25 protein-coding genes and 1 riboswitch are annotated in these 26,126 nt (G+C 40.1%); of the genes, 23 read left to right on the top strand and 2 right to left on the bottom strand.

What is annotated here, in order from left to right:
* Nucleotides 1–102 precede the first annotated feature (102 nt).
* On the bottom strand, nt 103–1,059 hold the full coding sequence (locus QK255_RS07700; RefSeq protein ID WP_002293271.1) for a Gfo/Idh/MocA family protein: 957 nt from the start codon (nt 1,057–1,059) through the stop codon (nt 103–105).
* A 173-nt stretch (nt 1,060–1,232) separates the two neighbouring features.
* Between QK255_RS07700 and QK255_RS07695 the strand changes: the two genes are divergently transcribed.
* The 14 genes from QK255_RS07695 to purB all read left to right on the top strand — a co-directional run bounded on the left by QK255_RS07695 (nt 1,233) and on the right by purB (nt 15,444).
* Complete coding sequence (locus QK255_RS07695) at nt 1,233–1,793, top strand: hypothetical protein (RefSeq protein WP_002293272.1); 561 nt, start codon at nt 1,233–1,235, stop codon at nt 1,791–1,793.
* Nucleotides 1,786–2,610: a M15 family metallopeptidase gene (locus QK255_RS07690; RefSeq protein WP_002329114.1), complete on the top strand. Its 825-nt coding sequence runs from the start codon at nt 1,786–1,788 to the stop codon at nt 2,608–2,610. The genes QK255_RS07695 and QK255_RS07690 overlap by 8 nt, the downstream gene beginning before the upstream one ends.
* Before the next feature lie 9 nt (nt 2,611–2,619).
* Nucleotides 2,620–3,237: a glycoside hydrolase family 73 protein gene (locus QK255_RS07685; protein WP_002315168.1), complete on the top strand. Its 618-nt coding sequence runs from the start codon at nt 2,620–2,622 to the stop codon at nt 3,235–3,237.
* A 17-nt stretch (nt 3,238–3,254) separates the two neighbouring features.
* Nucleotides 3,255–3,944, top strand: coding sequence for a beta/alpha barrel domain-containing protein (locus QK255_RS07680; protein ID WP_002293277.1), 690 nt, complete (start codon nt 3,255–3,257; stop codon nt 3,942–3,944).
* Nucleotides 3,945–4,884: 940 nt separating this feature from the next.
* Nucleotides 4,885–6,168 carry an ABC transporter substrate-binding protein gene (locus QK255_RS07675; RefSeq protein WP_002329115.1) on the top strand — a complete coding sequence of 428 codons (1,284 nt, stop codon included), beginning with the start codon at nt 4,885–4,887 and terminating at the stop codon, nt 6,166–6,168.
* Between the two features lie 15 nt (nt 6,169–6,183).
* A complete protein-coding gene (locus QK255_RS07670; protein WP_002292246.1) occupies nt 6,184–7,071 on the top strand; it encodes a carbohydrate ABC transporter permease in 888 nt (295 codons plus the stop codon).
* 14 nt (nt 7,072–7,085) lie between these two features.
* On the top strand, nt 7,086–7,922 hold the full coding sequence (locus tag QK255_RS07665) for a carbohydrate ABC transporter permease (protein ID WP_002292245.1): 837 nt from the start codon (nt 7,086–7,088) through the stop codon (nt 7,920–7,922).
* A gap of 2 nt (nt 7,923–7,924) precedes the next feature.
* Nucleotides 7,925–8,548, top strand: coding sequence for a hypothetical protein (locus QK255_RS07660; protein ID WP_002329117.1), 624 nt, complete (start codon nt 7,925–7,927; stop codon nt 8,546–8,548).
* Complete coding sequence (locus QK255_RS07655; protein ID WP_002292243.1) at nt 8,545–9,837, top strand: Gfo/Idh/MocA family protein; 1,293 nt, start codon at nt 8,545–8,547, stop codon at nt 9,835–9,837. Before QK255_RS07660 ends, QK255_RS07655 begins: the two co-directional genes overlap by 4 nt.
* 356 nt (nt 9,838–10,193) lie before the next feature.
* A riboswitch (purine riboswitch) is annotated at nt 10,194–10,291 on the top strand.
* A 114-nt stretch (nt 10,292–10,405) separates the two neighbouring features.
* Nucleotides 10,406–10,987 carry a xanthine phosphoribosyltransferase gene (locus QK255_RS07650; protein ID WP_002292242.1) on the top strand — a complete coding sequence of 194 codons (582 nt, stop codon included), beginning with the start codon at nt 10,406–10,408 and terminating at the stop codon, nt 10,985–10,987.
* Between the two features lie 2 nt (nt 10,988–10,989).
* Nucleotides 10,990–12,297 (top strand): nucleobase:cation symporter-2 family protein, encoded by a 1,308-nt coding sequence (locus QK255_RS07645; RefSeq protein ID WP_002292241.1) that lies wholly within the window; start codon nt 10,990–10,992, stop codon nt 12,295–12,297.
* Nucleotides 12,298–12,530: 233 nt separating this feature from the next.
* A complete protein-coding gene (gene purE / locus QK255_RS07640) occupies nt 12,531–13,019 on the top strand; it encodes a 5-(carboxyamino)imidazole ribonucleotide mutase (protein WP_002329118.1) in 489 nt (162 codons plus the stop codon).
* Entirely contained in the window at nt 13,012–14,136 is a 1,125-nt protein-coding gene (purK, locus tag QK255_RS07635; protein ID WP_002309493.1) for a 5-(carboxyamino)imidazole ribonucleotide synthase, read from the top strand. The genes purE and purK overlap by 8 nt, the downstream gene beginning before the upstream one ends.
* Nucleotides 14,137–14,148: 12 nt before the next feature.
* A complete protein-coding gene (gene purB, locus QK255_RS07630) occupies nt 14,149–15,444 on the top strand; it encodes an adenylosuccinate lyase (protein ID WP_002292232.1) in 1,296 nt (431 codons plus the stop codon).
* 179 nt (nt 15,445–15,623) lie between these two features.
* Here purB and QK255_RS07625 read toward each other — a convergent pair whose 3' ends face one another.
* Nucleotides 15,624–16,001: a hypothetical protein gene (locus tag QK255_RS07625; RefSeq protein ID WP_002329120.1), complete on the bottom strand. Its 378-nt coding sequence runs from the start codon at nt 15,999–16,001 to the stop codon at nt 15,624–15,626.
* Between the two features lie 255 nt (nt 16,002–16,256).
* On the opposite strand from QK255_RS07625, the gene purC reads away from it, so the two are divergent.
* Genes purC through purD form a run of 9 tightly spaced genes read left to right on the top strand, consistent with a single transcriptional unit; the run spans nt 16,257 to nt 26,031 of the window.
* On the top strand, nt 16,257–16,985 hold the full coding sequence (purC, locus tag QK255_RS07620) for a phosphoribosylaminoimidazolesuccinocarboxamide synthase (RefSeq protein WP_002292230.1): 729 nt from the start codon (nt 16,257–16,259) through the stop codon (nt 16,983–16,985).
* Nucleotides 16,985–17,239: a phosphoribosylformylglycinamidine synthase subunit PurS gene (purS, locus tag QK255_RS07615; RefSeq protein WP_002292229.1), complete on the top strand. Its 255-nt coding sequence runs from the start codon at nt 16,985–16,987 to the stop codon at nt 17,237–17,239. The genes purC and purS overlap by 1 nt, the downstream gene beginning before the upstream one ends.
* 1 nt (nt 17,240) lies before the next feature.
* On the top strand, nt 17,241–17,912 hold the full coding sequence (purQ, locus tag QK255_RS07610) for a phosphoribosylformylglycinamidine synthase subunit PurQ (RefSeq protein ID WP_002292228.1): 672 nt from the start codon (nt 17,241–17,243) through the stop codon (nt 17,910–17,912).
* Complete coding sequence (purL, locus tag QK255_RS07605) at nt 17,913–20,135, top strand: phosphoribosylformylglycinamidine synthase subunit PurL (RefSeq protein ID WP_002292227.1); 2,223 nt, start codon at nt 17,913–17,915, stop codon at nt 20,133–20,135.
* A complete protein-coding gene (gene purF, locus QK255_RS07600) occupies nt 20,120–21,559 on the top strand; it encodes an amidophosphoribosyltransferase (RefSeq protein ID WP_002292225.1) in 1,440 nt (479 codons plus the stop codon). Before purL ends, purF begins: the two co-directional genes overlap by 16 nt.
* Nucleotides 21,560–21,581: 22 nt before the next feature.
* Nucleotides 21,582–22,634: a phosphoribosylformylglycinamidine cyclo-ligase gene (gene purM, locus QK255_RS07595; protein WP_002292224.1), complete on the top strand. Its 1,053-nt coding sequence runs from the start codon at nt 21,582–21,584 to the stop codon at nt 22,632–22,634.
* Nucleotides 22,631–23,209, top strand: a complete 579-nt coding sequence (gene purN / locus QK255_RS07590) for a phosphoribosylglycinamide formyltransferase (protein ID WP_002292223.1) — start codon at nt 22,631–22,633, stop codon at nt 23,207–23,209. The genes purM and purN overlap by 4 nt, the downstream gene beginning before the upstream one ends.
* Nucleotides 23,206–24,741 (top strand): bifunctional phosphoribosylaminoimidazolecarboxamide formyltransferase/IMP cyclohydrolase, encoded by a 1,536-nt coding sequence (gene purH, locus QK255_RS07585; protein ID WP_002292222.1) that lies wholly within the window; start codon nt 23,206–23,208, stop codon nt 24,739–24,741. The genes purN and purH overlap by 4 nt, the downstream gene beginning before the upstream one ends.
* 15 nt (nt 24,742–24,756) lie before the next feature.
* Nucleotides 24,757–26,031, top strand: a complete 1,275-nt coding sequence (gene purD / locus QK255_RS07580; RefSeq protein WP_002292221.1) for a phosphoribosylamine--glycine ligase — start codon at nt 24,757–24,759, stop codon at nt 26,029–26,031.
* Nucleotides 26,032–26,126 lie beyond the last annotated feature (95 nt).

Raw genomic sequence — 26,126 nt, 5'->3', positions numbered from 1 at the left:
TTCTCGGTATTAAGCCAAATTTATGCAAAAATGTGGAAAGCCATTTTCACAAAATTTTTCTTAATACTCGAAACTAAGCTGCTTTTTCACAACCTTTTAAAATTACATATTTTTCCATAAAACTTGCATTTGATCCAAGATGTCGATGACATCTTTTGTCAAGAAGAGAGAACGATTTGGCAAGTCACCTTCGATCATGTGTACCATATTGTTTATTTCGTAATTCATGGCTTCAGAAGTACGCCCGCTTTCGATGAATTCCTTCGTACCGTCTGTAAATAGGATCTCCGCACGATCCGCACGAGGATAATCAGCAATCGTCACATAGCCGTTTTCAAAGGCAACGATCCCGACTTTTGGCATTTTTGCCTGAAAAGTCAAGCTGACAGCAGCAAGTTCATTTTCTTTGTTGCGCAAAATAGTGACTGATTGCTCGTCTACGCCTGTTTCAAAAGGGACCATTGTAGAGGCAACTACTTCAGGCTGAGAACTCAAAAAGAAACGAGCGAAAGATACCGCATACGTACCGATATCCAATAGAGCTCCACCAGCTAATTCAGGATTGAAGAATCGGTTTTCTGGATCTGGTTCCTTATAACTGCCGAAAGGTGCTTGGATCATTTTTAAAGCCCCTAGTTTTCCTGTATCCATTATTGAGCGTAATTGCTGATAAAGCGGCATGTTGAAGATAGTCATGGCTTCTGCTAAAATCAGATTCTTTTCTTCTGCTAAACGCATAGCGTCAGCCAGTTCTTTTTTGTTCATCGTGATGGCTTTTTCGCATAAGACGTGTTTGCCTGCTTCCAATGCTGCCAAGATATGGTCGATATGCTGTTTATTTGGTACAGCAATGTATATGATGTCGATTTCAGCATCGTCTAACATTTCTTGATAGCTTCCGTAAGCTTTTGGAATATTGTAACGGTGTGCGAATTTTTCCGCTTTTTCTGAAGTTCTGGAAGCAACCGCTGTTAGTTCACTTGTCTCTTGATTGAAGCTTTCGGCAAACTCATGTGCGATGGTACCTAGTCCAACGATTCCCCATTGATATTTTTTCATCTGAAAACGCTCCTTCATAGTTGGATTGAGATTCTTTTCTGTCTATCATTATAACAAAAATCACGAAGAATGAAGGGGAGAGGACTTGAAACATTAAAAAAAATGAAAGCAGCGATTTAACAGGTGCTTTTTGACTAAAACTTAAGTAGAATAGTTAAAAGGAGGGGATAAACGTGCATCAAGTATATATTGATCTTATTATGAGTGTATTATTGGAACAGTTTGAAACTGAAAAAAACTTTTTAGATGAATACTTGCTGATCAGCCCAGAACAATGGCAAAAATGGAAAGATGGCGAGAAAAATTTGCCTTCTGAAGCGATGCAGAAAGTAAAAAATCTTTTCACTGATTATGAATGGATGCTTACGCAAAAGATTTTGCGTCAAACGATTATTTTTCCCGAGAAACGAAATATTGCTGTTGCAGAGTATAAACAAATTAAAACACGTATCGCGCAAAAATGGCTAAGCAGCAAAGCAGCAAAAGTCGAGCTGATTCCTTTGAAAAACAATCAGCAGGCTGGTAGGTACCTTGACTTGAAAGTAAGTATTCAATATGATGAATGGGGCTATGACGATATTTTGAATTTTCGTCTGCCAGCAGATGTTCAAAAACAGATTGAAGGAGAAAAAATCGAACTTCTTGATTGGGTGAATGAAAATCTGGAAGAAACTTACGTTCATGATACGAACGGGGAACGTGAAGAACAACGAAAGGATTTTTCAAGTGAATAAATTTTTAGGAATTGGAGCAGTTGTGATTATGATCGCAGCAATGGGCTATGTTATTTTTAGCGATGATGACGCGCATGTTCAAGCCGGCAATCAAACGGTCGAACGAACAAGCACCAAAACAACTGCTAGTAAAGAAAAGAACAGTCAAACAACAAGCAGCAAGGCAAAGGACAAAGAAACACAAGATCGTACATCCAAACAATTGCCAGATGTTAAAACAGACGATTGGCAGCTAGTTTTGGTTGGTCCAGATCACAAATTAGAAAAAGAAATCGATGAGTCTACTCAATTGGCATCATTGAGTAATGGCTATTTGATCGACAAACGTATTGCTCCGGAATATGAAGCATTTGCTAAAGCTGCCGAAGAAGCTGGGTTTCCGTTAGTTATGGTTTCAGCTTACCGGTCTGTATCATCCCAACAACAAGTTTTCGAACAAAATGTCCAAGATGTGATGAGTCGCCAAGGTGTATCAGAAGAGGAGGCGACAAAAATCACTAAAGAAACGATTACGGAGCCAGGATACAGCGAACACCACACAGGTCTGGCAGTCGATGTCGTCGATCAAAACTGGTACAACAGTTATCCTTCTACTGTATTGGATGCAAGTTACGGAGATCAGCCTGGAGCTAAATGGATTGCAGAGAATGCTGCGCAGTATGGATTTATCGTTCGTTATCCAAAAGGACGCGAAGATATAACTAAAATCACATATGAACCTTGGCACTTACGTTATGTCGGTAAAGAAAATGCTGAGTATATCACCAAACACCAATTGACGCTAGAAGAATATCTGAATGAATTAAATGAAAAGTAGGAATTGATCATGGCGAAAAAAAAGTGGAAAAAGCAAAAGCGTAAGAATATCCGTTGGCCAGCAGTGGTTGCCGGTGTAGTAGTGATACTCCTAGCCTTTGTTTTTTCCTTGAAGAATCTGTCTTCTCCTTTTACTGATAATCAGCAAGAAAATGAAGCGCAATCCCATCAGCAATTTATTGAACGGCTTGTTCCACATGCCCAAGAACTACAAGATGGTTATGGAGTGCTTCCTAGTATCATTTTAGGACAAGCTATATTAGAATCGAATTGGGGAAAAAGTACCTTGGCTAGCAAATACAATAATCTTTTCGGGATCAAGGCTTATGGGGATCAGAAGAAAGTAAGCCTGGAAACAAAGGAATTTGTTAACGAAGAATGGATAACTATCCAAGGAGACTTCAAAGTGTATGATTCATGGGAACAGTCCATGGATGACCATACACAACTGTTCGTCCAAGGAGTAGATTGGAATCCTGCACTGTATGAAAAAGTGATTACGGCCACCAATTATCAGGAAGCCGCACAAGCATTGCAAGATGCAGGTTATGCGACAGACCCCGGTTATGCGCAAAAAATCATCCAGGTCATCGAGACGTACCAGTTGAATCAGTATGACCGGAGATAGCAAAGGAGAAGTGGCTGATGGCAGAACAATTTACGCCGGAAATCATGACGGAATTGAGAAAAGATATCGTAAGAGTACCGGAAATCATTTTAGAAGCAAGCGGGATCAAGATATTTGGAAAATTGATTCGTTCGATCATCTTTACTACGGATATCGCAATCATACGAAATACAAATGCGAATGCAGTAATTGCTGTGTATCCTTTTACACCACATCCAGCAATTACTAAAAGTATCATTGAGGCAGCTGATATTCCGGTTTTTTCCGGTGTAGGAGGCGGATTGACACAAGGTGCTCGTTCTTCTTACATGAGCATGTTTGCAGAAGCGCAAGGTTCTTTAGGGGTCGTTTTGAATGGTCCTACACCTTTAGAGACAGTGAAAGAAGTTTGTCGAGTAGTTGATATCCCAGTTATCAGTACGGTAACATCGAAATATACAGAAATTGATGAAAAGCTAGCAGCTGGTATTTCGATTATCAATATCAGTGCGGGAAAAGAAACTGCAGAAGCAGTACGTCATTTTCGTAAAAAGTATCCTGAACTTCCTATTATTGCGACAGGCGGACCAACGGAAGAAAGTATTGCTGAGACCATTCAAGCAGGAGCAAATGCCATCACGTATACGCCGCCAAGTAGCGGAGAGCTTTTTAGTCGTAAAATGGAAAAATATCGGGAAACTGAAAAAGGAAACATGGATAACAGGTAAGAAGTAGAGGCTGGGACAGAAGCGTTTAACTCCAAGAAATAAAAAGGAATTCACGAAATTTGCTTTTCAAATTTTTGTGAATTTCAGCTTATTTCCGAAGGAGTTGCTTCTGCTTCCGCCGTTTATACGTATTTAGAGCGTGAGACAAAAGTGTTCTTTACTTTTGTCCCACGCTCTTTTTCCGGTTAAATGGTGTTCTCTTACCAATTCCTCGGTCACAAGTCACAATATTCATCAAACATGGGAAGCTGTTTTTTTTAAATTGTTTCTTGTGACTCGGAGCTGAATGGCAGGCTCGCGACCTCTTTTATACTTGGTCCTATTTGTTCGAAATTCAGAAATAAAAGAAGATTTTTTTGTTTTTTTATCTGTAATGTACATATAAACGGTCGGAATATGTTGTTATTATTAGCTTTACGTCAAAAAAATGTCTTGATTTATTGAAGCGCTTTCTATAGAATGAAAAACGAATAAAAACTAAAAAAGGCACCCGGCAATTTAGTAGCAGCTAAATCGCCGGGGCTTGAAAAGTCAGCGGGAACTGACCAATCAAGTTGCCATAGTCAATGCTTGTGCATCGACGTGTATATTGTACCTAATTTCATACAGAATTACTAGTTATTTTTTCTGATTTTTTAGGGAATAATATACGCAGAGTGGCACGCTTATTTAGCTATGTCAAGGATATTGGACGGTTGTCTGATATCCTTTTTTCTTTGCGCAATTATCCTCCCATCATTGAAGCAAGAAGTGTTTGTAGCAATGGAAAAAGAATCAGCACTATCTAATTTTCCTTGAAAGTATTGAGTTGTTCATCCTAGGCAGAACAAAAAGGCAAGCCTTGGTTTTTATTCGCCTTTAAAAAAGATAGTTTTATAAATATATACTGTATAAAAATACAGTATATTGAAAAATGTCAATGGAAGTAGAGGTGTAGAAAATGAAGAAAAAAATGAGAATCATCTTAGCATTAAGTGTTATGTTATTATTCTTGACGGCTTGTGGGCAAGAGGATGACGAAAAAATCACGTTGAACATGGCTTGGTGGGGTTCACAAGTTCGACACGATGCAACGGTAAAAGTAATCGAGCTTTACGAAGAAAAAAATCCTCATGTGACGATCGAGTATGAATTCTATGATTATGAAGGATATTACACAAAATTAGGTATGCTAGCAGCATCAAATGATATCTGGGATATTTTTCAATTAAATAATCAATTTCCTCAATACATCAATCAGATTGAACCATTAGATGAATATGTGGAGCAAGGGATAATTGATGTTTCTAATGCAGATGAATCCTATTTGGCAACGACGATTTACGACGGGCAATTAGTTGGACTGTCCAACGGGGTGAACTCGTTTGCGATTGCTTACAATAAAAATATATTTGAACAATTAGGTATCCCTGAACCTGCTTCCAATTGGACATGGGAAGAATTTGAACAAATCAGCTATCAAATCACTGAAGAATTAGGGATCTATGCTATTTCAAGGTTCGAAGATTTTATAGCTGGCTGTATTATTCAAATACCGCAAGTTGAGAAAGGATTGAATTTTTATAATCAGGAGGATTTATCTAACAGTTTGGGATTCGAAAATCCGGATTATTTAACAGATTTTTTCCAACTGCGTAAAAATCTGGTAGACAAAGGTGCCCATCCAGAACCGGGTGGTGGAGCTGCAAGTACGACAGATCTGTCTTTTCAGGCAGTTAGAGATAGCGAAGCAGCGATGGTTTTTCTATCAAGTAACCAGTTGACAGAAATTTTGTCAGGCGCTCCTGAAGACATGGAAATTCGATTGATTAATCCCCCTCGCAGAAAAGCAGATGGAGAATCTGGTATTCCTTTACGTTCTTCGCAAATGCTGAGTATGGCAAAAAATTCAGCACACAAAGAAGAAGCGGCTAAATTTATTGATTTCTTCCAAAACAGTGAAGAAGCCAATGAGATTTTAAAAGGAGAACGCGGTGTACCAATCATGTCCAATATTCGAGAACAACTCGCTCAGACAGATGATACAACTTTACAAGCGACATTCGACTATTTAGAAATGATCTCCGATATGGACAACGGTGAAGTAAATGTTTTTGACAGCGCTTTAAATCCAGAGATCCAAGATCAATACAATCTTTTGGTAGAAAAAGTCATCTATGAAGAAATGACGGCAGAAGAAGCAGCAGAGAGTCTTTATGAGTTTGCTTCAAACATTCTGGAATAGTAACAGGAGGAAAGCATGAAAAAAGAAAAACTAAAACGATTCATGAATCAAGATAACGTGGTCGGTTACGTATTTGCTTCTCCATTTATTCTAGGATTTCTATTGATAACGGTAATACCGATAATCTTGTCTCTTTATTATTCGTTCACCGATTATCGTCTGGGGAATCCAGTCTCATGGATCGGCTTGGATAGTTATATAAAAATGCTAAGTGATGCTCGTTTTTTGAACTCCATTCGAGTTACTTTTCTCTATGTATTTGCCTCTGTGCCTGTGAAACTGATCTTTGGTCTATTGATTGCTTATCTTTTAACGAGAAATATCAAAGGAACGACTTTCTTTCGTTCTTTGTATTATGTACCTAGTTTAATTGGCGGCAGTATTTCTATTGCTCTAGTGTGGCGAGAATTGTTTTCTAAAAATGGGTTAGTGAATATTTTTCTAGAACGACTAGGCGCACCAGCACTTTCCTGGTTTGGCGATCAAAAATTGGTCATGATCCCTCTTGTTTTGATGTCTGCTTGGCAATTCGGTTCGGCAATGATCATCTTTGCTGCAGGTATCAAAGAGATCCCAGCCTCGTATTATGAAGCGGCAGAGATCGATGGAGCGAACAAATGGCAGTCGTTTTACAAGATCACGCTACCTCTTCTTTCGCCAATCATTTTGTATAGCTTGGTCATGCAGACGATTGCAGCGTTTATGACTTTCACGCAAGCGTTCATCATTACCCAAGGTGGTCCGAATGATGCCACGAACTTTTATGCTCTTTATGTGTATAACCAAGCATTCTCTTTTAATTCTATGGGGTATGCTAGTGCTATTTCGTGGATCATGCTGTTGATCATGGGTGCTGTCACCTTTCTGATTTTCAAATCATCAAAAAAATGGGTCGTTGTGTGAATGGGGAGGAAAAAATGAATAAAACAGTAATGAAATGGTTCCAGTACGGGTTTATTTTGCTATTAGGTCTAGTCATGATTTATCCAGTCTTATGGATGATCGCAGGTTCTTTTAAAACGGATCAAGAGATTCTGAGTGGTTCACTGAATTTGATTCCAGAAACTTTTCGATGGGAAAATTACGCAGAAGGATGGGCAGGTTTTGCTGGAATCTCATTTTTCACGTTCTTTAAGAATTCGTTTGTCATCTCTGCGGTATCAACGATCGGGACAGTGCTGAGCTCGACTTGTATTGCTTACGCATTATCGAGGATCGATTTCAAAGGAAAAAGGTTCTGGTTCGTCGTCATGTTAGTAACGATGATGATTCCTGCACAAGTGATTTTGATTCCGCAGTTTATTATTTACAATCGGCTGAATTTGGTTGGTACGTATGTGCCGCTGATTTTACCGCACTTTTTTGGACAAGCATTTTTTATTTACCAGATCATGCAATTCATGGTTGGTATCCCCAAAGAGTTAGATGAATCTGCGATTATTGACGGATGCAGCAAATATAGTGTCTTTACCAAAATTATTTTTCCTTTGCTGAAACCTTCGATCATCACCACGATCATTATCCAGTTTTATTGGAAATGGGATGACTTTATGGGACCGCTGATCTATTTGAACAAGCCGAGATCTTATACCGTATCGATTGCCATCAAATTATTTGCAGATGCTGGATCTAGCACGACTTACGCCAGTATGTTTGCGATGTCTACGCTGTCTCTGCTGCCGGTTTTTCTGATTTTCTTATTCTTCAATAAATATCTCGTTCAAGGAATCAGTACAAGCGGCTTGAAAGGCTGAATATGAAAAAGCCAATAGAGGAGATGTTTCTTTACAAGATCAACTACTATTTCTGTCGGATTTTTTTAACCAGTCTTATCAGTCATGGTCTTTTCGCTTTTTTTCTAGGATGTTTTTTCACTTTAGGATTAACGCTTTCTGCTCATGTTATCTATCTGATTTATTTTTTGATGATGTATCCTGCTTATTATCTATCTGCCCATTATTTGGCGGAAAAGAAGGTAGGTTGGCGGAAAGAAAAAATCAAAAGGTCATGTTTCATTGTTGCGTTGTTTCAGCTGTTCGTTCTTATTTTTGCAGCTGATTGGTATTTGTTCATAGAAAAGGCTGATGCTTGGTATCTGATTCCTTTTCTATTGTGTCTGTTGCTTTTTGTATCCCATGGTTTTTTTAGTACGCTAATTGATGTCTGCAAAGAAGAGAAAGCAGATAGTCTTATTTATTTGATCAAAAGGAATATCTGGCTGTTGTCAAAAAACGTCAAAGGGTTTCTGTGGTATTTCTGTCTTTTGTATGTGCTGTTTTGGTGTATACAGTATGATTTTTTACTTGCTGCATTGCTGTATCCTGGACTGCCGTTTGTCACGGCATGCTGGTTAAAAGAAAAGGAGAATGAGTTTAAATGAAGAAAAAATATGTACAAGTCGGTCTTGGCGGAAGAGCTCGCTTTTTTTATGAGGCAATTGCCTCTACGTATCATCAAACTTGTGAACTGGTCGGTTTTTGTGATGTGTCTCAAACAAGAATGGATTATGCAAATCGAGTACTTGTGAACAAGTATGGACAGAAGAAAGTAAAGACATGTATGCCATCGCAATTTGAACAGCTACTGGATGATGTACAGCCAGATGAAGTCATTATTACGTCAGTAGATCGAACGCATCATGATTATATCATCCGTGCAATGAGAAAAGGGTATGATGTTATTTGCGAAAAACCTCTGACTATTGATGAGGAAAAAGCGCAAGAAATAATAACTGTCCAAAAACAAACGGGAAGGAATCTGCGAGTCACTTTCAATTATCGTTATGCGCCATATCACACGAAGATAAAGGAACTGCTGGAAAAAGACATAATCGGCGATGTTTTCTCTATCCACTTTGAATGGTTGCTGAACACGCAGCACGGGGCAGATTATTTCAGAAGATGGCATCGAAATAAACACAATAGTGGCGGACTTCTCGTGCACAAATCTACCCATCATTTTGATCTGGTGAACTTTTGGTTGAGTAGCCAGCCAAAAAAGGTATTCGCATTTGGTGAATTGAATTTTTATGGAATGCATAATGCGGAAAAACGCGGAGTAGAAACATTTTATAGTCGATGCTATGGAAGCGAACTAGCCAAAAATGATCCATTTGCTATAGATCTATCAGCCAATGAGGAATTACGAGAAATGTATTTAGAAGCAGAAGAAGACAGTGGATACATTCGTGATCGCAGTGTATTTTCCGATGATATCTCTATTGAAGATACGTTAGGAGTGACGGTCAAATACGAGACTGGTACGATATTGACGTATTCGCTAAATGCGTATATGCCGTGGGAAGGATTCAATGTTTCTTTTAATGGCAGCAAAGGACGGATCGAAATGAAAGTGATCGAAAAGTCCTATATCAACGCTGGTGGAGATAAAACAGACGAGGGAGCAGCCGTTCTTCAGTCCATCCAGCTCTATCCGATGTTCGGTGAACCCTATGAGGTAATCGTTGAACAAGAAGCAGGCGGACATGGCGGAGGAGATCCACGTTTGTTGGATGATCTATTTGGCGAAGCAAAGGAAGAAGATCCGTGGAATCGAGCAGCAACTCACGTAGATGGTATCCTGTCGATCTTGACAGGAATTGCAGCAAATCACTCTATTGCTTCAGGAAAAGCAGTGGCGATTGACGAACTTGTCAGCTTCAAGGAATAAGAAGGAATTTACGAAAATTATTTCCTGTACGTTATAAATCTGTGCGCTATTGCCGTAGGTTGTCTTTGGAACACTATTTATTCGAAAGAAGGGTTGTGACACGTTTTTTTTCACAATCCTTTTTGTGTGGAATAGAATTTTTGGATAAGTGAAAATAAAAATAACTATTTAAACCCGAACAAAAAGGAGTAATGCATTAAAAATCATTAGATTTTACAAAAAAATAAGTAAACCACGTTGTCAGTTTCAGAAAGTAGTGTTAGACTATTTTCAATATTTGAAACAACATTCTTTATTCAAATATGTCAAACTGCCTTCACGTGCAAAACAGTTGCAAGAAAATGATTTTACACTATTATTAGTTTTACATACCTACTTATATATCGTCATAATATGGATGACAGTTTCTAGCCAGTACCGTAAATGCTGGACTATAAGTAAAAGATTGGCTATTTCACCCTTCTTTTCTTATGATAAAGTGGAGGGTGTTTTTCTTTAACAGAAACATAGTAGGTTTTTGCACAAAAGCGGTTTTTTGGTATTAATAAATGATAAAGGAGCAAATAAAGTGAAAGAATTAGTTGAACGTATTCAAAAAGACGGACGTATATTAGGCGAGGGCGTACTAAAAGTCGACAGTTTCGTCACTCACCAAGTAGACCCTGTATTGATGGAACAAATGGGACAACGGTTTGCAGAAGTATTTAAAGAACAAGGGATCACGAAAGTTGTGACCATTGAAGCTTCTGGGATCGCACCAGCTTTATTTGCTGCAAAAGAATTAGGTGTTCCAATGATCTTCGCCAGAAAAGCAAAAAGCTTGACGATGGATGAAGAATTATTGACGGCTTCTGTTTATTCTTTTACGAAACAAGTGACAAGTACGATTTCTATTTCTCGTAAATTCTTATCTTCAGAAGATAAAGTATTGATTATTGACGATTTCTTGGCAAACGGACAAGCGGCAAAAGGATTGATTGAATTATGCCAGCAAGCTGGAGCTCAAGTAGAAGGAATCGGGATCGTCATTGAAAAGTCTTTCCAAGATGGACGTCAGTTGCTTGAAGAAATGGGATTGAGAGTCGTTTCTCTTGCACGTATCGCTTCCTTGACGAATGGACAAGTTGAGTTTCTTGAGGAGGATGCATAATCGTGGAAAAAGAAACACAAAATGGAAAAGCCGCGGTTTTAGGGCTGCAGCATCTGTTAGCGATGTATGCAGGAGCAGTAGCGGTGCCTCTTTTGATCGGTACAGGACTAGGCTTTAATCAAGAACAGATGACTTACTTGATTTCAATTGATATCTTTATGTGTGGATTAGCAACATTATTGCAATTGACCGTTAACCGATTTTTCGGAATTGGCTTGCCTGTTGTTTTAGGATGTGCGATCCAAGCAGTAGCGCCGCTGATCTTGATCGGAACTAATGAAGGAGTAGGAGCTATTTACGGATCTATTATCGCTTCAGGTATCTTTGTTGTGTTAGTTTCAGGTATCTTTTCTAAAATCAAGAAATTATTCCCGCCTTTAGTAACAGGAACGGTTATCACCGTTATTGGTTTGACATTGATTCCAGTAGCAATTGAAAAAATGGGTGGCGGTAATGCAACAGCGGCTGATTTTGGTGACAAAACAAATCTACTACTTGCATTTGTGACGATTCTCCTCATTGTAGGTGTGCAAATGTTGGCAAAAGGGTTCATTCGTTCCATCGCGGTATTGATTGGTTTAGTCGGTGGAAGCATCTTAGCTGCTTTCATGGGAATGATCGATCTGAGTGCGATTGGAGATGCACCGTTGTTCCATGTCCCACAACCCTTTTATTTTGGTAAGCCAACTTTTGATGTATGGTCGATTTTACTGATGATCATCATTTCTATGGTCAGCATGGTAGAATCAACGGGTGTATATTTTGCGCTTGGTGACATTACTGGAAAGAATGTTGGAGAAGAAGAATTGAAAAAAGGATATCGTGCAGAAGGACTTGCCGTTATCTTAGGCGGTATTTTCAATACATTCCCTTACACAGGCTTTTCTCAAAATGTCGGATTGGTTCAACTTTCGGGTATCAAAACGAGAAAACCTATCTACTTCTCTGCGTTCTTCTTGATTGTTTTAGGATTATTCCCTAAAATCGGTGCGTTAGCACAAATCATTCCTGAGCCGGTACTTGGTGGAGGAATGTTAGTCATGTTCGGGATGGTGGCAGTCCAAGGAATCCGTATGCTGTTGGAAGTTGATTTCAGCAATGATAAAAATCTATTGATTGTTGCTGTTTCTGTTGGATTTGGGCTAGGTTTCAATATTACGCCGACATTATTCAGTCAAATGCCTCAAACATTGCAAATGTTCACTGGCAATGGCATCGTAATGAGTAGTATTACGGCGATCATATTGAATCTGATCTTTAATGGTTTAAAAAAAGATGAAGAAATAGTAGAAGAAGCCTTCAAAAAATAATGAAGTAAAAGAAAAGTTGTGAAACCAGCGTTTTGAGTGAATAGCGAGGATCAGCTGATTGAATACCATTTATATTAAAAAAGGATGTGACATCACTTTTGTTACATTCTTTTTTTATGCCTTCGACAAACACGAACAATAAAATGGTTTTCTTTATCAATATTCGAAATTTCTTTGACATCAAAAAATACGATTGTTAAAATATGGGTGTAGAAAAACTGGGAGGAAAAACAATGACAGCAAAAATCTCTGTGATTATGGGGAGTACTTCAGATTGGGAAACAATGAAAGAAGCATGTCAAATATTGGAAGAATTCGGTGTGTCTTATGATAAAAAAGTCGTTTCTGCTCATCGCACACCAGATTTGATGTTTGAATATGCACAAAGCGCTCGAGAAAAAGGAATCAAAATCATTATTGCAGGAGCAGGTGGAGCCGCCCATCTACCGGGGATGGTTGCGGCAAAAACAACTTTGCCGGTTATCGGCGTACCGGTCCAATCACGAACATTAAATGGTTTAGATTCGCTTCTGTCGATTGTTCAAATGCCTGGAGGCGTGCCTGTGGCTACTACGGCAATCGGAAAAGCTGGAGCAATTAATGCTGGACTACTTGCGATACAGATGCTTTCCATGTATGATTTAGAATTGGAGGCTAAATTGGCTGAAAGACGTTCAATGTTGGCTAAAACTGTTATAGAAAGTAGTGATCAACTTGGTTAAACCTTTGTTGCCTGGTTCAACGATCGGGATCGTCGGCGGCGGTCAATTAGGTCGTATGATGGCGATTAGTGCAAAAGAAATGGGCTTTAAAGTAGGTGTGCTGGATCCTGTAAGTGATTGTCCAGCCGCACAAGTTGCAGATTGGCACATTGAAAGTGTCTATGATGACACCTTTGCGCTGAAAGAGCTTGCTAGAAGAACAGATGTCATTACCTATGAATTTGAAAATGTCAGTGTAGAGGCGCTAAATGCGATCTTACCCATGTCATTTATTCCTCAAGGGACAGACTTGCTTGCGATTACGCAAGACCGCCTATTGGAAAAATCTTTTTTGGAAACGAACAACATCGTGATTGCTCCTTATGCAACGATCGTCAGTCCGACAGATATCCAAGATGCGATTGACGGGATCGGTTATCCTTGCGTTTTGAAAACCACTCGAGGCGGTTATGATGGCAAAGGGCAGTATGTTTTGAAAAGTCGTGCAGACTTGGCCCCTGCAATGGATCTTTTAAGAGAAGGAACCTGTGTTTTAGAAGCTTGGATCCCATTTGAAAAAGAGATTTCGATCATGGTGGCAGGAAATGGACAAGGAGATTTCACAACTTTTCCGGTCGTGGAAAACATCCATCGAAACAACATTCTGCACGAAACGATTGCTCCAGCCGCGATTGATCAGGATGTGATTGAGGAGGCTGAGCGTATTGCCCGTGTGATTGCAGAAGCAGTAAGCCTTTCAGGTGCTCTAGGGGTAGAAATGTTTTTAACAAAAACAGGCGGGCTATATGTGAATGAATTAGCCCCTCGTCCTCACAATTCTGGGCATTATTCTATCGAAGCTTGTTCTATGAGTCAGTTCGATGCCCATATTCGAGGTATTTGCGGCTGGCCATTAGGAGAAAAAGTGCGTCTGACAAGCAATGCAGTGATGGTCAATGTTTTGGGAGAACAACTGTTGGAAAGCTATCGCTTGATTGAGAATAAGCCAGACTGGCAATTCCATTTCTATGGAAAAAAACAAGCGAAAAAAGGTCGCAAGATGGGACATATCACTATCTTGACAGAAGACATCCAGCAAACGCTGGAAGAAATCAAACAAACGAATATTTGGGATTAGAGGAGAAAAAACATGTTAGAACGTTATACACGCCCTGAAATGGGGAATATCTGGACGGAAGAGAACAAATACCGTGCGTGGCTCGAAGTCGAGATTTTAGCAGATGAAGCTTGGGCAGAACTTGGTGAAATCCCGCAAGAAGATGTGAAAAAAATCCGCGAGCATGCATCATTTGATATCGATCGTATCTTGGAAATCGAAAAATCAACACGCCATGATGTCGTTGCCTTTACACGAGCAGTTTCTGAAACATTGGGAGAAGAAAGAAAATGGGTCCATTATGGTCTAACAAGTACGGATGTCGTAGATACTGCTTATGGCTATCTCATCAAGCAAGCAAATGATATTTTACGGGAAGACTTGAAACGTTTTACGGAAATCATTGGCGAAAAAGCAAAAGAACACAAATATACAGTGATGATGGGCCGAACACACGGTGTCCATGCGGAACCAACTACTTTTGGATTGAAACTTGCCACATGGTATTCAGAAATGAAACGGAACATCGAACGATTCGAACATGCGGCAAAAGGAGTAGAAGCAGGAAAAATTTCAGGAGCAGTGGGGACGTTCGCAAATATCCCACCATTTATTGAAGAGTATGTATGTAAACAATTGGGGATCCGTCCGCAAGAAATCTCTACTCAAGTTCTCCCTCGGGATCTACATGCTGAATATTTCTCAGCGATGGCACTTATTGCTACAAGTATTGAACGCTTTGCAACAGAGATACGCGGATTGCAAAAGTCTGAAACACGTGAAGTAGAAGAGTTTTTTGCGAAAGGTCAAAAAGGTTCTTCTGCTATGCCGCACAAAAGGAATCCGATCGGTTCAGAAAATATGGCTGGTCTAGCCAGAGTGGTGCGTGGACACATGGTCACTGCCTATGAAAATGTCACGTTATGGCATGAAAGAGATATTTCTCATTCTTCAGCCGAACGAATCATCTTGCCTGATACCACGATTTTATTGAATTACATGTTAAATCGTTTTGGCAATATCGTTAAAAATCTAACGGTCTTTCCTGAAAACATGAAGCGGAATATGTCTGCAACATTTGGTTTGATTTATAGCCAGCGCGTTATGCTGAAATTGATTGATAAGGGAATGGCAAGAGAAGAAGCTTATGATCTTGTTCAGCCAAAAACTGCGTATGCTTGGGACAACCAAGTTCAGTTCCGCCCGCTGTTAGAAGAAGATCCGACCATCACATCGGTCTTATCTAAAGAAGAAATAGACGATGCCTTTGATTATCATCATCATTTGAAAAACGTTGACGTGATATTCAAACGAGTAGGTTTGGAATAAAGAAGAGTGAGTTGCAAAATTCAATTAAAATAGAATAGCAAAAATAACCAAAAAAGAAGCAGATCCGTTAGCGGTTCTGCTTCTTTTAGTTTATTATGTTTTCTTATCAATGATAGGAACCTGATTTTAAAAGCGACTACCTCTTTACCGTGCCTCTTTACATACAAAAAATAGAGGAATTAAGCGTAAATGGCTTGGCTATTATAACTAAAATGCTGGTTATGGAGATATTGCAGCAAATTTTCGAGAAAAGCATATTCCATCTCTTGTCCATTAAATAAGATCTGGATACGATAGTGATTTTTGAAACGTTTCTGCTCGTGGATCTGACTGATTAAAAGTTCGCCTTTGTGTTCTGTCCGATAACTAAAAGTCCTTTTACGGCATTCAGCGCAACGCTTAGCTGCTCGGCGGATTTTCCGAAAGGTATAAAAACTAGTATCTTTATTGCATAAATAAACGTCTTTGATCGACAATAAATCATTATATAGACAGGAACGTTCTTCAGCCGTTAATTCTGATAAAAAAAGCTGACCTTGTTTTATTGCATCTTCCATCGGCAAGTGCCTCCTCGATCCAGTTATCCAAATTTTTAGTTAATTTTAATATACCATCATTATATATAAATGTAAACGCTTGTTGATGAGGGGATTTTTGTACTTATAACAAAACACGAACATTAAAAGAATCTAATGCCTTTAATGTACATATTTATATTGATTTCTAAAAAGATGATTGTTAAAATTCAAAGTGAAAACACGAACAAAAATCGATGTATTTGCTTTCAATGTAAACAAAAAGGAGAGTCAGACATGGAGAAAAAAGAACTTCTGTACGAAGGGAAAGCCAAAAAATTATATCTTACCTCTGATGAAAACTTGATTTGGGTAGAATACTTAGATCAGGCGACTGCGTTGAATGGCGCGAGGAAAGATCAGATAAGTGGGAAAGGAGAATTGAATAATCAAATCACAAGTACGATTTTCCGCTATCTGACCCAGCGAGGAATAAAAAATCATTTTATTGAACAATTATCTAAAACCGAACAATTAGTAAAAAAAGTACAAATCATCCCTCTGGAAGTGGTTATCCGAAATATTGCAGCAGGAAGTTTCTCAAAACGTCTAGGTGTTCCTGAAGGCAAAAAATTAATCGAGCCAATCGTTGAATTCTACTATAAGGATGATCAGTTGGATGATCCTTTTGTCAATGAAGACCATATCTATTACTTGCAACTGGCAAAACCGGAAGAAATCAGTGAGCTGAAAACCCAAGCATTAGCTATCAATAAAATTTTGATCGAATTATTCGCTAAGGTTGGTCTGGTTTTAGTGGATTTCAAGCTTGAGTTTGGTCGGTCGAATGGAAAAATGTTGCTTGCGGACGAAGTAACACCGGATACTTGCCGATTATGGGATGAACGTACGAATGAACATATGGACAAAGACGTTTACCGCAGAGGCTTAGGTGATCTGATTCCAGTCTATCAAGAAGTATATAACCGTCTATCGGAACTAACTGAAGAAAAGGAGCGAGTATGATGTATTTCGTAAAAGTTTATATAACCTATAAAGATTCAGTGTTAGATCCTCAAGGAGAGGCAGTAAAAAAAGCAGTCCATCGTATGGGATATGAAACAATCGAAGATATCCGTATCGGAAAATACTTTGAGATACAACTTGCTGATACAGAAGAACCAATCGATACAGTGATTGAAACGATTTGTGACAAGTTGCTTGCAAATGTAAATATGGAAACATACCGATATGAAATCAAAAAAATGGAGGAAGTATAACATGAAATTTGCGGTCATCGTTTTTCCGGGTTCAAATTGTGACGCAGATATGTTATGGGCAGTTCGCGAGATTATGGGCGCTGATGCCGAATTTGTACGGCATGATGAGTCCTCTTTAGAAGGTTTTGATGGGGTTTTACTGCCGGGAGGATTCTCCTATGGTGACTATTTGAGATGCGGTGCGATTGCTCGGTTTTCTACAATCATGGAAGAAGTGATTCGTTTTGCTGAAGAAGGGAAACCCGTATTCGGTACATGTAATGGATTCCAGATATTGACAGAAGCTGGACTGTTGCCAGGTGTACTGAGACGAAATGAGTCTTTGCATTTTATTTGTAAAACTGTACCATTGAAAGTCAACCCTAAGACAGCCTTTACTTCAGAATATGAAGCAGATGAAATAATCTCTCTTCCAGTTGCTCACGGGGAAGGAAATTATTTCTGTGACGAAGAAACACTTGAAGAACTGAAGGAAAATAATCAGATCGTCTTTACTTATAATGACAACATCAACGGCAGCGTGGAAAACATTGCAGGGATTACGAATAAAGCGGGGAATGTGTTAGGAATGATGCCTCATCCAGAACGTGCAGTAGAAGACTTGCTAGGATCAGAAGATGGGAAACGGTTCTTTGCTTCCATTTTAAAAAACTTCGGAAAGGTGACCGTATAGATGAAAACATTGAATGAACCGACAGCTGAAGAGATCAAGAAAAAAAGAATCTATGCCGAATGGGGATTGACTGATGAAGAATATCGAATGATCGAAGAAGATATCTTAGGAAGAATGCCTAATTATACGGAAACTGGACTGTTTTCTGTTATGTGGAGCGAACATTGTTCCTATAAAAATTCTAAACCGGTTCTACGCAAATTTCCTACTAGTGGACCTCATGTCTTGCAAGGCCCCGGAGAAGGCGCAGGTATCGTCGACATCGGTGATGGACTAGCAGTTGTCTTCAAAGCAGAAAGTCACAACCATCCCTCAGCCGTGGAGCCTTATGAAGGAGCTGCGACAGGAGTTGGCGGAATCATCAGAGATATTTTCAGCATGGGGGCTCGTCCAATTGCGCTGCTAGATTCATTGAGATTCGGCGAATTAGATAATCCAAGAACAAAATATTTACTAGAAGAAGTAGTTGCAGGTATCGGCGGATACGGCAATTGTATCGGCATACCGACTGTAGGTGGCGAAATTGCATTTGATCCTTGTTATGAAGGAAATCCATTAGTCAATGCAATGTGTGTAGGTTTGATTGAACACAAATATATCCAGAAAGGGCAAGCCGCTGGTGTCGGCAATTCGATCATGTATGTAGGAGCAAAAACAGGTCGCGACGGCATCCACGGCGCAACTTTTGCCTCAGAAGAATTTAGTCAAGAAGAAGAACAGCAACGTTCTGCTGTACAAGTAGGCGATCCTTTTATGGAAAAGCTGCTGCTTGAAGCGTGTTTGGAATTAATCTTGCATCATTCGGATTCTCTAGTAGGTATACAGGATATGGGAGCAGCAGGACTTGTTTCATCTAGTGCGGAAATGGCTTCAAAAGCTGGTTCAGGACTTATATTGACATTAGACGAAGTCCCACAAAGAGAAACTGGAATGACGCCTTATGAAATGATGCTATCGGAATCCCAAGAACGGATGTTGATTTGTGTCAAATCAGGAGAGGAAGAAAAAATCCAAGAACTATTTCAGAAGTATGATCTAGATGCAGTCACTATCGGTAAAGTAACAGACGACGGGCAATATCGTCTATATCATCAAGGGAAAGAAGTAGCGAATCTGCCAGTCGATGCGCTGGCTGAAGATGCGCCAGTCTATCATAAAGAGATGAAAGAACCAGCTCGAATCGCAGATTTTCAGCGGTTGGCTCCTTATCAGCCGGTTATTGAAGAACCTGGACAAGTATTGCTTGATCTGCTGCAACAACCGACGATTGCTTCGAAACGTTCAATCTACGAAACTTATGATTCACAAGTACAAACCAATACAGTTGTCTGTCCAGGAAGCGATGCGGCTGTGATGAGAGTCAGAGGGACGAACAAAGCATTAGCGATGACCACAGACTGCAACGCTCGTTATCTCTATTTGGATCCAAAAGTCGGAGGACAAATAGCAGTGGCAGAAGCAGCTAGAAATATCATTGCTAGCGGTGGCAGACCCTTGGCGATCACCGACTGCCTGAACTATGGTTCTCCTGATAAACCAGAAGTTTTTTGGGAATTATCGACTTCAGCTGACGGCATTGCTGCTGCGTGTGAAACGTTAGGAACTCCTGTTATTTCAGGAAATGTCTCTTTATATAATGAAACGGACGGTCAAGCAATCTATCCAACACCGATGATCGGTATGGTCGGATTGATCGAGGATCATGAACATATCACTACTCAGGAATTCAAAAAATCAGGGGATCTAATCTATATATTAGGCAAGACGTTTGCAGATTTTGATGGCAGTGAATTACAAAAGATGCAGCTTGGAAGAATCGAAGGGGTGATTCGAAACTTTGATCTAGCCGTTGAAAAGAAAAACCAGGAGTTAGTATTGACAGCCATCCAAAACGGATTGATTGAAAGTGCCCATGACTGTTCAGAAGGTGGCTTGGCAATTGCACTGGCAGAATCAGCTTTCAAATATCAGTTAGGTTTATCTGTGCAGTTTGGCTTGCCCTCTGCTCAATTGTTTGCAGAAACTCAATCAAGATTTGTATTGACAGTTGCACCGGAAAACCAGACACGATTCGAAGAAATGATGGGAGATGCTGCTGTTTTAGCAGGTAAGGTGACGGATGAAGCGATAATCGAAATTTCAGCAACTGACGGTCAAATCAAAATAGAAACAGCAGTAGCAAGAAAGTGCTGGGAGGATGCAATCGTATGTCTTATGAAGTGAAGAGTTTAAATGAAGAATGCGGGATCTTCGGTGTTTGGGGTCATCCAGACGCCGCTAGTGTGGCATACTTCGGGCTCCATAGTCTTCAGCATCGAGGACAAGAAGGTGCGGGTATCGTGTCCAATGATCGAGGAAAGCTCATGGGTCATCGAGACCTGGGTCTACTTTCTGAGGTATTCAAAGATCAAAGAAAATTGCAGCAGTTAACAGGAGAAGCTGCAATCGGACATGTACGTTATGCAACAGCAGGCAATGGAAGTGTGGACAATATTCAGCCTTTTCTATTCAAATTTCATGATCAGTCGATCGGCTTAGCGCATAATGGTAACTTGATCAATGCTCGCTCTCTTAGAAAAGAGTTAGAGGAAAATGGGGCGATCTTCCATTCCAACTCCGATACGGAGATATTGATGCATTTGATCCGACGAAGTGAAGAAACAGATTTTTTAAATAAATTGAAAAGTGCTTTAAATGAAGTCAAAGGTGGCTTTGCCTATTTATTAATGACAGAAACGGCAATGATTGCCGCTTTGGACCCGAATGGTTTTCGTCCATTAGCAATCGGACAAATGAAAAACGGAGCATACGTGATTGCCTCGGAAACTTGTGCATTAGAAGTTATTGGGGCACGTTTTATAAGAGATGTCCAGCCTGGTGAGATAGTGATCATCAATGACAAAGGAATCCAGATTGATTGCTTTACGAAGGACACGCAGCTTTCTATTTGTTCGATGGAATATATCTATTTTGCCAGACCGGATTCAAATATCGCAGGGATCAATGTGCATACTGCACGGAAAAACATGGGACGGAATTTAGCGAAAGAATCGCCAGTAAAAGCAGACATGGTCGTTGGTGTACCTAATTCTTCTTTGTCAGCCGCAAGCGGTTATGCAGAAGCAAGCGGTATCCCTTACGAAATTGGATTAGTAAAAAATCAATACATTGCCCGAACATTTATCCAGCCGACGCCAGAACTAAGAGAGCAAGGCGTCCGAATGAAATTATCTGCTGTACGCGGGGTAGTGGAAGGGAAAAAGGTGATTATGGTTGATGATTCGATCGTTCGGGGCACGACAAGCAGACGGATCGTCCATCTTTTGAAAGAAGCAGGAGCAAAAGAAGTACATGTGAGGATTGCTTCTCCTCCTTTGAAATATCCGTGTTTTTATGGGATTGATATTCAAACGCGTAAAGAACTCATTGCGGCCAATCACACGATTGATGAAATCAAAGAATGTATCGGTGCCGATTCTTTAGGTTTTTTAAGTGAAGAGGGCCTGATCGAATCGATCGGTCTGGAAAAAGATGCCCCGTATTCAGGATTATGTATGGCTTATTTCAACGGAGATTATCCGACGCCGTTATATGACTATGAAGAAAAATATCAGGAATCACTAAAAGAAAAAGTATCGTTCTTTTAAAAGCAGATCAAGAAGGGAGTATATGAAGCCAATGGCAAATGCATACGCAAAAGCTGGCGTAGATGTCGAAGCTGGATATGAAGTAGTAGAACGGATCAAGAAGCATGTCAGAAAAACGGAACGATTAGGCGTGATGGGCGCTATAGGAGGATTCGGCGGCTGTTTCGATTTATCGGTCTTTCAATTAAAAGAGCCAGTCCTTGTTTCGGGGACCGATGGTGTAGGGACGAAATTAGCAGTAGCAATCGAAGCAGACAAACACGACACGATCGGAATCGACTGCGTAGCGATGTGTGTCAATGATATCTTAGCACAAGGGGCAGAGCCGTTGTATTTTTTAGATTACTTAGCAACGGGGAAAAATGATCCGACACGTTTAGAAAATGTAGTAAAAGGTGTAGCAGATGGGTGTGTTCAAGGAAATATGGCACTGATCGGCGGCGAGACAGCTGAAATGCCCGGTATGTACTCAGGAAATGATTATGATCTAGCCGGATTTGCTGTAGGGATAGCTGAAAAATCTCAATTATTGACAGGAGAAACAATCAACCCAGGAGACGTGTTGCTTGGAATAGCATCTAGCGGAATCCATTCAAATGGGTACTCTCTTGTTCGCAAAATTTTCTTTGAGCAGCAGCAGTTTTCTTTATCATCAAACCTGCCAGAATTGAAAAAAACACTTGGCGAAGTATTACTTGAACCAACGAAAATCTATGTTTCTGCCTTGCTTCCGCTGATCAAAGAAAAGAAAATCAAAGGAGCTGCACATATCACCGGTGGAGGGTTTGTAGAAAATATCCCGCGAATGTTGCCAGAATCTATGGCTGCTGAAATCAAACTTGGCACGTGGCCGATCCTTCCGATCTTCGGCTGTTTACAAAAATATGGTGAGATTCCTATGATGGAGATGTACGAAATATTCAATATGGGCATCGGTATGGTCTTAGCAGTCGAGGAAGCAAAAGTAAAAGAAATCGTGCACGAGATTGAGCAAGCTGGCGAAAAAGTTTATGAAATCGGGAAAGTGATCGCCAAAGAAAAACATCGTGTGGTGTTTACAGGAGAAGAACGATGAGGATCGCTGTTTTTGCTTCTGGAAACGGAAGCAACTTTCAAGCGCTAGCCGATTATCTATCGAAAAAAGGAATGGAAGCTTCGATTGATTGGTTGTTTTGTGATCAGCCTGCAGCATATGTTTTGAAACGTGCAGTCGCATTGGATGTACCGGCAGATTGTTTTTTACCTAAAGAATTTGACTCCAAAAAAGAGTATGAAGAAGCGATTTTGTATAAATTGAAAGAAAAAAAGATCGATTTGATCGTATTAGCTGGATACATGCGAATCATTGGACCAGTATTGCTGGAAAATTATGATAAAAGAATCATCAATATCCATCCATCTCTTTTACCTGCATTTCCTGGTTTGCATGGCATTCGTGATGCATTTGAAGCTGGAGTAAAAGAAACGGGTGTCACAATTCATTATATCGACCAAGGTGTAGATACTGGACCAATCATCCGGCAGGAAAAAGTGAGGATCGAACAGGAGGACACGTTCGATTCTTTAAAAGAAAAAATCCATAGAGTAGAACATCGAATCTATCCAGAAGTGATTAGTGAAATTATTGAAAATGGAGGCTATCTGAAATGACAAGAGCATTGATCAGTGTATCAGATAAAACTGGGATTGTAGCATTTGCCCAAGGTTTGGTTGAACAAGGAGTAGAAATCATTTCAACAGGAGGAACAAAGCATACGTTGGATCAAGCTGGGATCAAAACGCTTTCGATCGAAGAAGTGACAGGGTTTCCTGAAATGATGGATGGCCGTGTCAAAACACTTCATCCTAAAATCCATGGTGGTCTTTTAGGAAGACGCGATCTCTCTAGCCATATGGAGGCAATGGAGACGGAAAATATCCAACCAATCGACTTTGTTTGTGTCAATTTATATCCTTTCAAAGAAACGATTATGAAACCAGATGTCGAAATAGCAGAAGTTATTGAAAACATTGATATCGGTGGTCCTAGTATGCTCCGTAGTGCAGCAAAAAACCATGAATTTGTCACCGCTGTTGTTGATCCATCTGACTATGAAGAAATACTTTCAGAATTACGTCAGTATGGGCATACTTCACTTTCTTTCAGACAAAAACTAGCGGCAAAAGTCTTTCGTCATACTGCTGCATATGATGCACTGATCGCTCAATACTTGACGGATTGGGTGGAAGAAAAAGAACCGGAAAAATTGACACTTACGTATGAACGAAAACAAACGCTTCGCTACGGTGAAAATAGCCATCAAGCCGCTGCCTTTTATCAGTCCGCTCTTCTGGAAAAATATTCGATTGCAGCAGCAAAACAACTCCATGGGAAAGAACTTTCTTATAATAATATCCGAGATGCAGATGCTGCGTTACGGATCATGAAGGAATATGACGAACCAACGGTAGTCGCCTTGAAACACATGAATCCTTGTGGTATTGGGACAGCATCTACGATTTTAGAAGCGTGGGAAGCAGCATATGAAGCAGATCCTGTTTCAATCTTTGGTGGGATCATCGTTTTGAATCGAGAAGTAGATCTGCCAACAGCAGAACAGATGCATAAGCTGTTTCTAGAAATCATCATTGCCCCTTCTTATACACAAGAAGCTTTGGAATTACTGCAAAAAAAGAAAAACATCCGATTACTGACAGTAGACTTTGCGCAAGAAGAAAATCAAAATCGAGAAGAAACGGTCTCAGTCTTAGGTGGACTTCTTGTACAAGATCAAGATCTGGCAATGGAAAACGAAGAAGAATGGAAAGTCGTGACAAAACGTAAGCCGACTCCAGCAGAAGCAAAAGCATTAGCGTTTGCTTGGAAAGCTGTCAAACATGTGAAATCTAATGCGATCGTACTGGCAAACGAACGTCAGACAGTAGGAATCGGAGCCGGGCAGATGAATCGAGTCGGTTCAGTAAAAATTGCGATTGAACAAGCGCAAGAGAAAATGGAAGGTGCAGTTTTAGCTAGCGATGCTTATTTCCCAATGGATGATTCAGTTGAATATGCAGCCAAACATGGTATAAAAGCAATCATTCAGCCAGGTGGAAGTATCAAAGACCAAGATTCTATTGATATGGCGAATAAATACGATCTAGCAATGGTCTTTACTGATGTTCGGCATTTTAGACATTAGAGAGGAGTCGGATAAATGAACATTTTGGTGATCGGTGCAGGTGGTCGTGAACATGCAATAAGTAAAAAACTTTTAGACAGTCCGAAGGTGGATACTGTGTATTGTGCGCCAGGAAATCCTGGAATGACAAAGGATGGCATCAATTGTGTCGCTATCAGTGAACAAGATCATTCAGCATTAATTCATTTTGTTAAGAATGAGGCGATTGATTGGAGTATCGTTGGTCCTGAAGTTCCTTTATTAAATGGGATCGTCGATGATTTTATGGCGGAAGGATTGAAAATCTTCGGTCCGACAAAAGCAGCAGCTCTGATCGAAGGTTCGAAAAGTTTTGCTAAACAATTGATGGAGACGTATCAGATCCCGACAGCTAAATCCAGAAGTTTTGAATGTTACGAAAAAGCAGCAGCGTATATCAAAGAAAACGGTGCGCCAATCGTAGTGAAAGCGGATGGCTTAGCAGCTGGAAAAGGTGTAGTCGTGGCTACAACAGTGAAAGAAGCGCTGGATGCGGCAGAACAAATGTTGAACCAGCATCGATTTGGGAACAGCAGCAAAAAAATCGTCGTAGAAGAGTTTTTGGCAGGAGAAGAATTCTCCCTTTTGGCGTTTGTCCGTGATACCAAAGTGTATCCGATGGTCATTTCGCAAGATCATAAGCGGGCATTCGATAACGATAAAGGGCCAAATACAGGCGGAATGGGTGCTTATTCACCAGTACCGCAAATTCCAAAAAAGATGATTGAAAAAGCTGTGGAAGAAGTTTTAAAACCAGCGGCTTTGGGAATGAAAGAACTAGGACGCTCTTTCACGGGTGTTTTATATGCGGGTTTGATTGCTACGAAGGAAGGACCAAAAGTGATCGAATTCAATGCACGTTTCGGTGATCCTGAAACGCAAGTCGTTCTTTCTCGGTTGAAGAGTGACTTTGCACAAGTAATCGATGATTTATTAGAGAATCGTGCAGTAGAGTTAAAGTGGCAGCAAGAAGGATACAATGTAGGCGTTGTGGTGGCAGCTGCCGGTTACCCCGAAGAATATGAGACAGGAATGGTTCTACCAGATTTTCTGGAAGAAGAGCTTTCTGTTTACTATGCTGGAGTTTCCTCAAATAACGGCAAACTAGTTGGAACAGGAGGACGCCTTTATCTAGTAGAAGCATACGGTGAGACGATCAAAGAAGCACAGGAAAAAATCTACACCGCGTTAATGGATAAAACGACAGATGGAACATTTTATCGTACAGATATTGGAGAAAAAGCTGCCAATAGCGAACTAGTCGTGAAGTAAATCAGCTGCTTCTATTTATAAAAAAATACAACAAATATAGTCGGAAGCGCCGATTTTAGTGAAGCCTTTTCATAAAGAGTGTGGTACACTTTTGT

This window comes from Enterococcus sp. ZQ21 (assembly GCF_030053755.1).
Lineage (GTDB): Bacteria > Bacillota > Bacilli > Lactobacillales > Enterococcaceae > Enterococcus_B > Enterococcus_B lactis.
Note: the sequence above shows the minus strand (reverse complement) of the source record. Positions and strands in the feature narration are given on the sequence as shown.

What these genes read in the sequence shown, in the direction of transcription:
- QK255_RS07700 (WP_002293271.1), bottom strand. Translation starts at nt 1,059, where the DNA reads ATGAAAAAATATCAATGGGGAATCGTTGGACTAGGTACCATCGCACAT.
- QK255_RS07685 (WP_002315168.1), top strand. Translation starts at nt 2,620, where the DNA reads ATGGCGAAAAAAAAGTGGAAAAAGCAAAAGCGTAAGAATATCCGTTGG.
- QK255_RS07680 (WP_002293277.1), top strand. Translation starts at nt 3,255, where the DNA reads ATGGCAGAACAATTTACGCCGGAAATCATGACGGAATTGAGAAAAGAT.
- QK255_RS07675 (WP_002329115.1), top strand. Translation starts at nt 4,885, where the DNA reads ATGAAGAAAAAAATGAGAATCATCTTAGCATTAAGTGTTATGTTATTA.
- QK255_RS07670 (WP_002292246.1), top strand. Translation starts at nt 6,184, where the DNA reads ATGAAAAAAGAAAAACTAAAACGATTCATGAATCAAGATAACGTGGTC.
- QK255_RS07665 (WP_002292245.1), top strand. Translation starts at nt 7,086, where the DNA reads ATGAATAAAACAGTAATGAAATGGTTCCAGTACGGGTTTATTTTGCTA.
- QK255_RS07660 (WP_002329117.1), top strand. Translation starts at nt 7,925, where the DNA reads ATGAAAAAGCCAATAGAGGAGATGTTTCTTTACAAGATCAACTACTAT.
- QK255_RS07655 (WP_002292243.1), top strand. Translation starts at nt 8,545, where the DNA reads ATGAAGAAAAAATATGTACAAGTCGGTCTTGGCGGAAGAGCTCGCTTT.
- purE (WP_002329118.1), top strand. Translation starts at nt 12,531, where the DNA reads ATGACAGCAAAAATCTCTGTGATTATGGGGAGTACTTCAGATTGGGAA.
- purB (WP_002292232.1), top strand. Translation starts at nt 14,149, where the DNA reads ATGTTAGAACGTTATACACGCCCTGAAATGGGGAATATCTGGACGGAA.
- QK255_RS07625 (WP_002329120.1), bottom strand. Translation starts at nt 16,001, where the DNA reads ATGGAAGATGCAATAAAACAAGGTCAGCTTTTTTTATCAGAATTAACG.
- purC (WP_002292230.1), top strand. Translation starts at nt 16,257, where the DNA reads ATGGAGAAAAAAGAACTTCTGTACGAAGGGAAAGCCAAAAAATTATAT.
- purS (WP_002292229.1), top strand. Translation starts at nt 16,985, where the DNA reads ATGTATTTCGTAAAAGTTTATATAACCTATAAAGATTCAGTGTTAGAT.
- purQ (WP_002292228.1), top strand. Translation starts at nt 17,241, where the DNA reads ATGAAATTTGCGGTCATCGTTTTTCCGGGTTCAAATTGTGACGCAGAT.
- purL (WP_002292227.1), top strand. Translation starts at nt 17,913, where the DNA reads ATGAAAACATTGAATGAACCGACAGCTGAAGAGATCAAGAAAAAAAGA.
- purF (WP_002292225.1), top strand. Translation starts at nt 20,120, where the DNA reads ATGTCTTATGAAGTGAAGAGTTTAAATGAAGAATGCGGGATCTTCGGT.
- purM (WP_002292224.1), top strand. Translation starts at nt 21,582, where the DNA reads ATGAAGCCAATGGCAAATGCATACGCAAAAGCTGGCGTAGATGTCGAA.
- purN (WP_002292223.1), top strand. Translation starts at nt 22,631, where the DNA reads ATGAGGATCGCTGTTTTTGCTTCTGGAAACGGAAGCAACTTTCAAGCG.
- purH (WP_002292222.1), top strand. Translation starts at nt 23,206, where the DNA reads ATGACAAGAGCATTGATCAGTGTATCAGATAAAACTGGGATTGTAGCA.
- purD (WP_002292221.1), top strand. Translation starts at nt 24,757, where the DNA reads ATGAACATTTTGGTGATCGGTGCAGGTGGTCGTGAACATGCAATAAGT.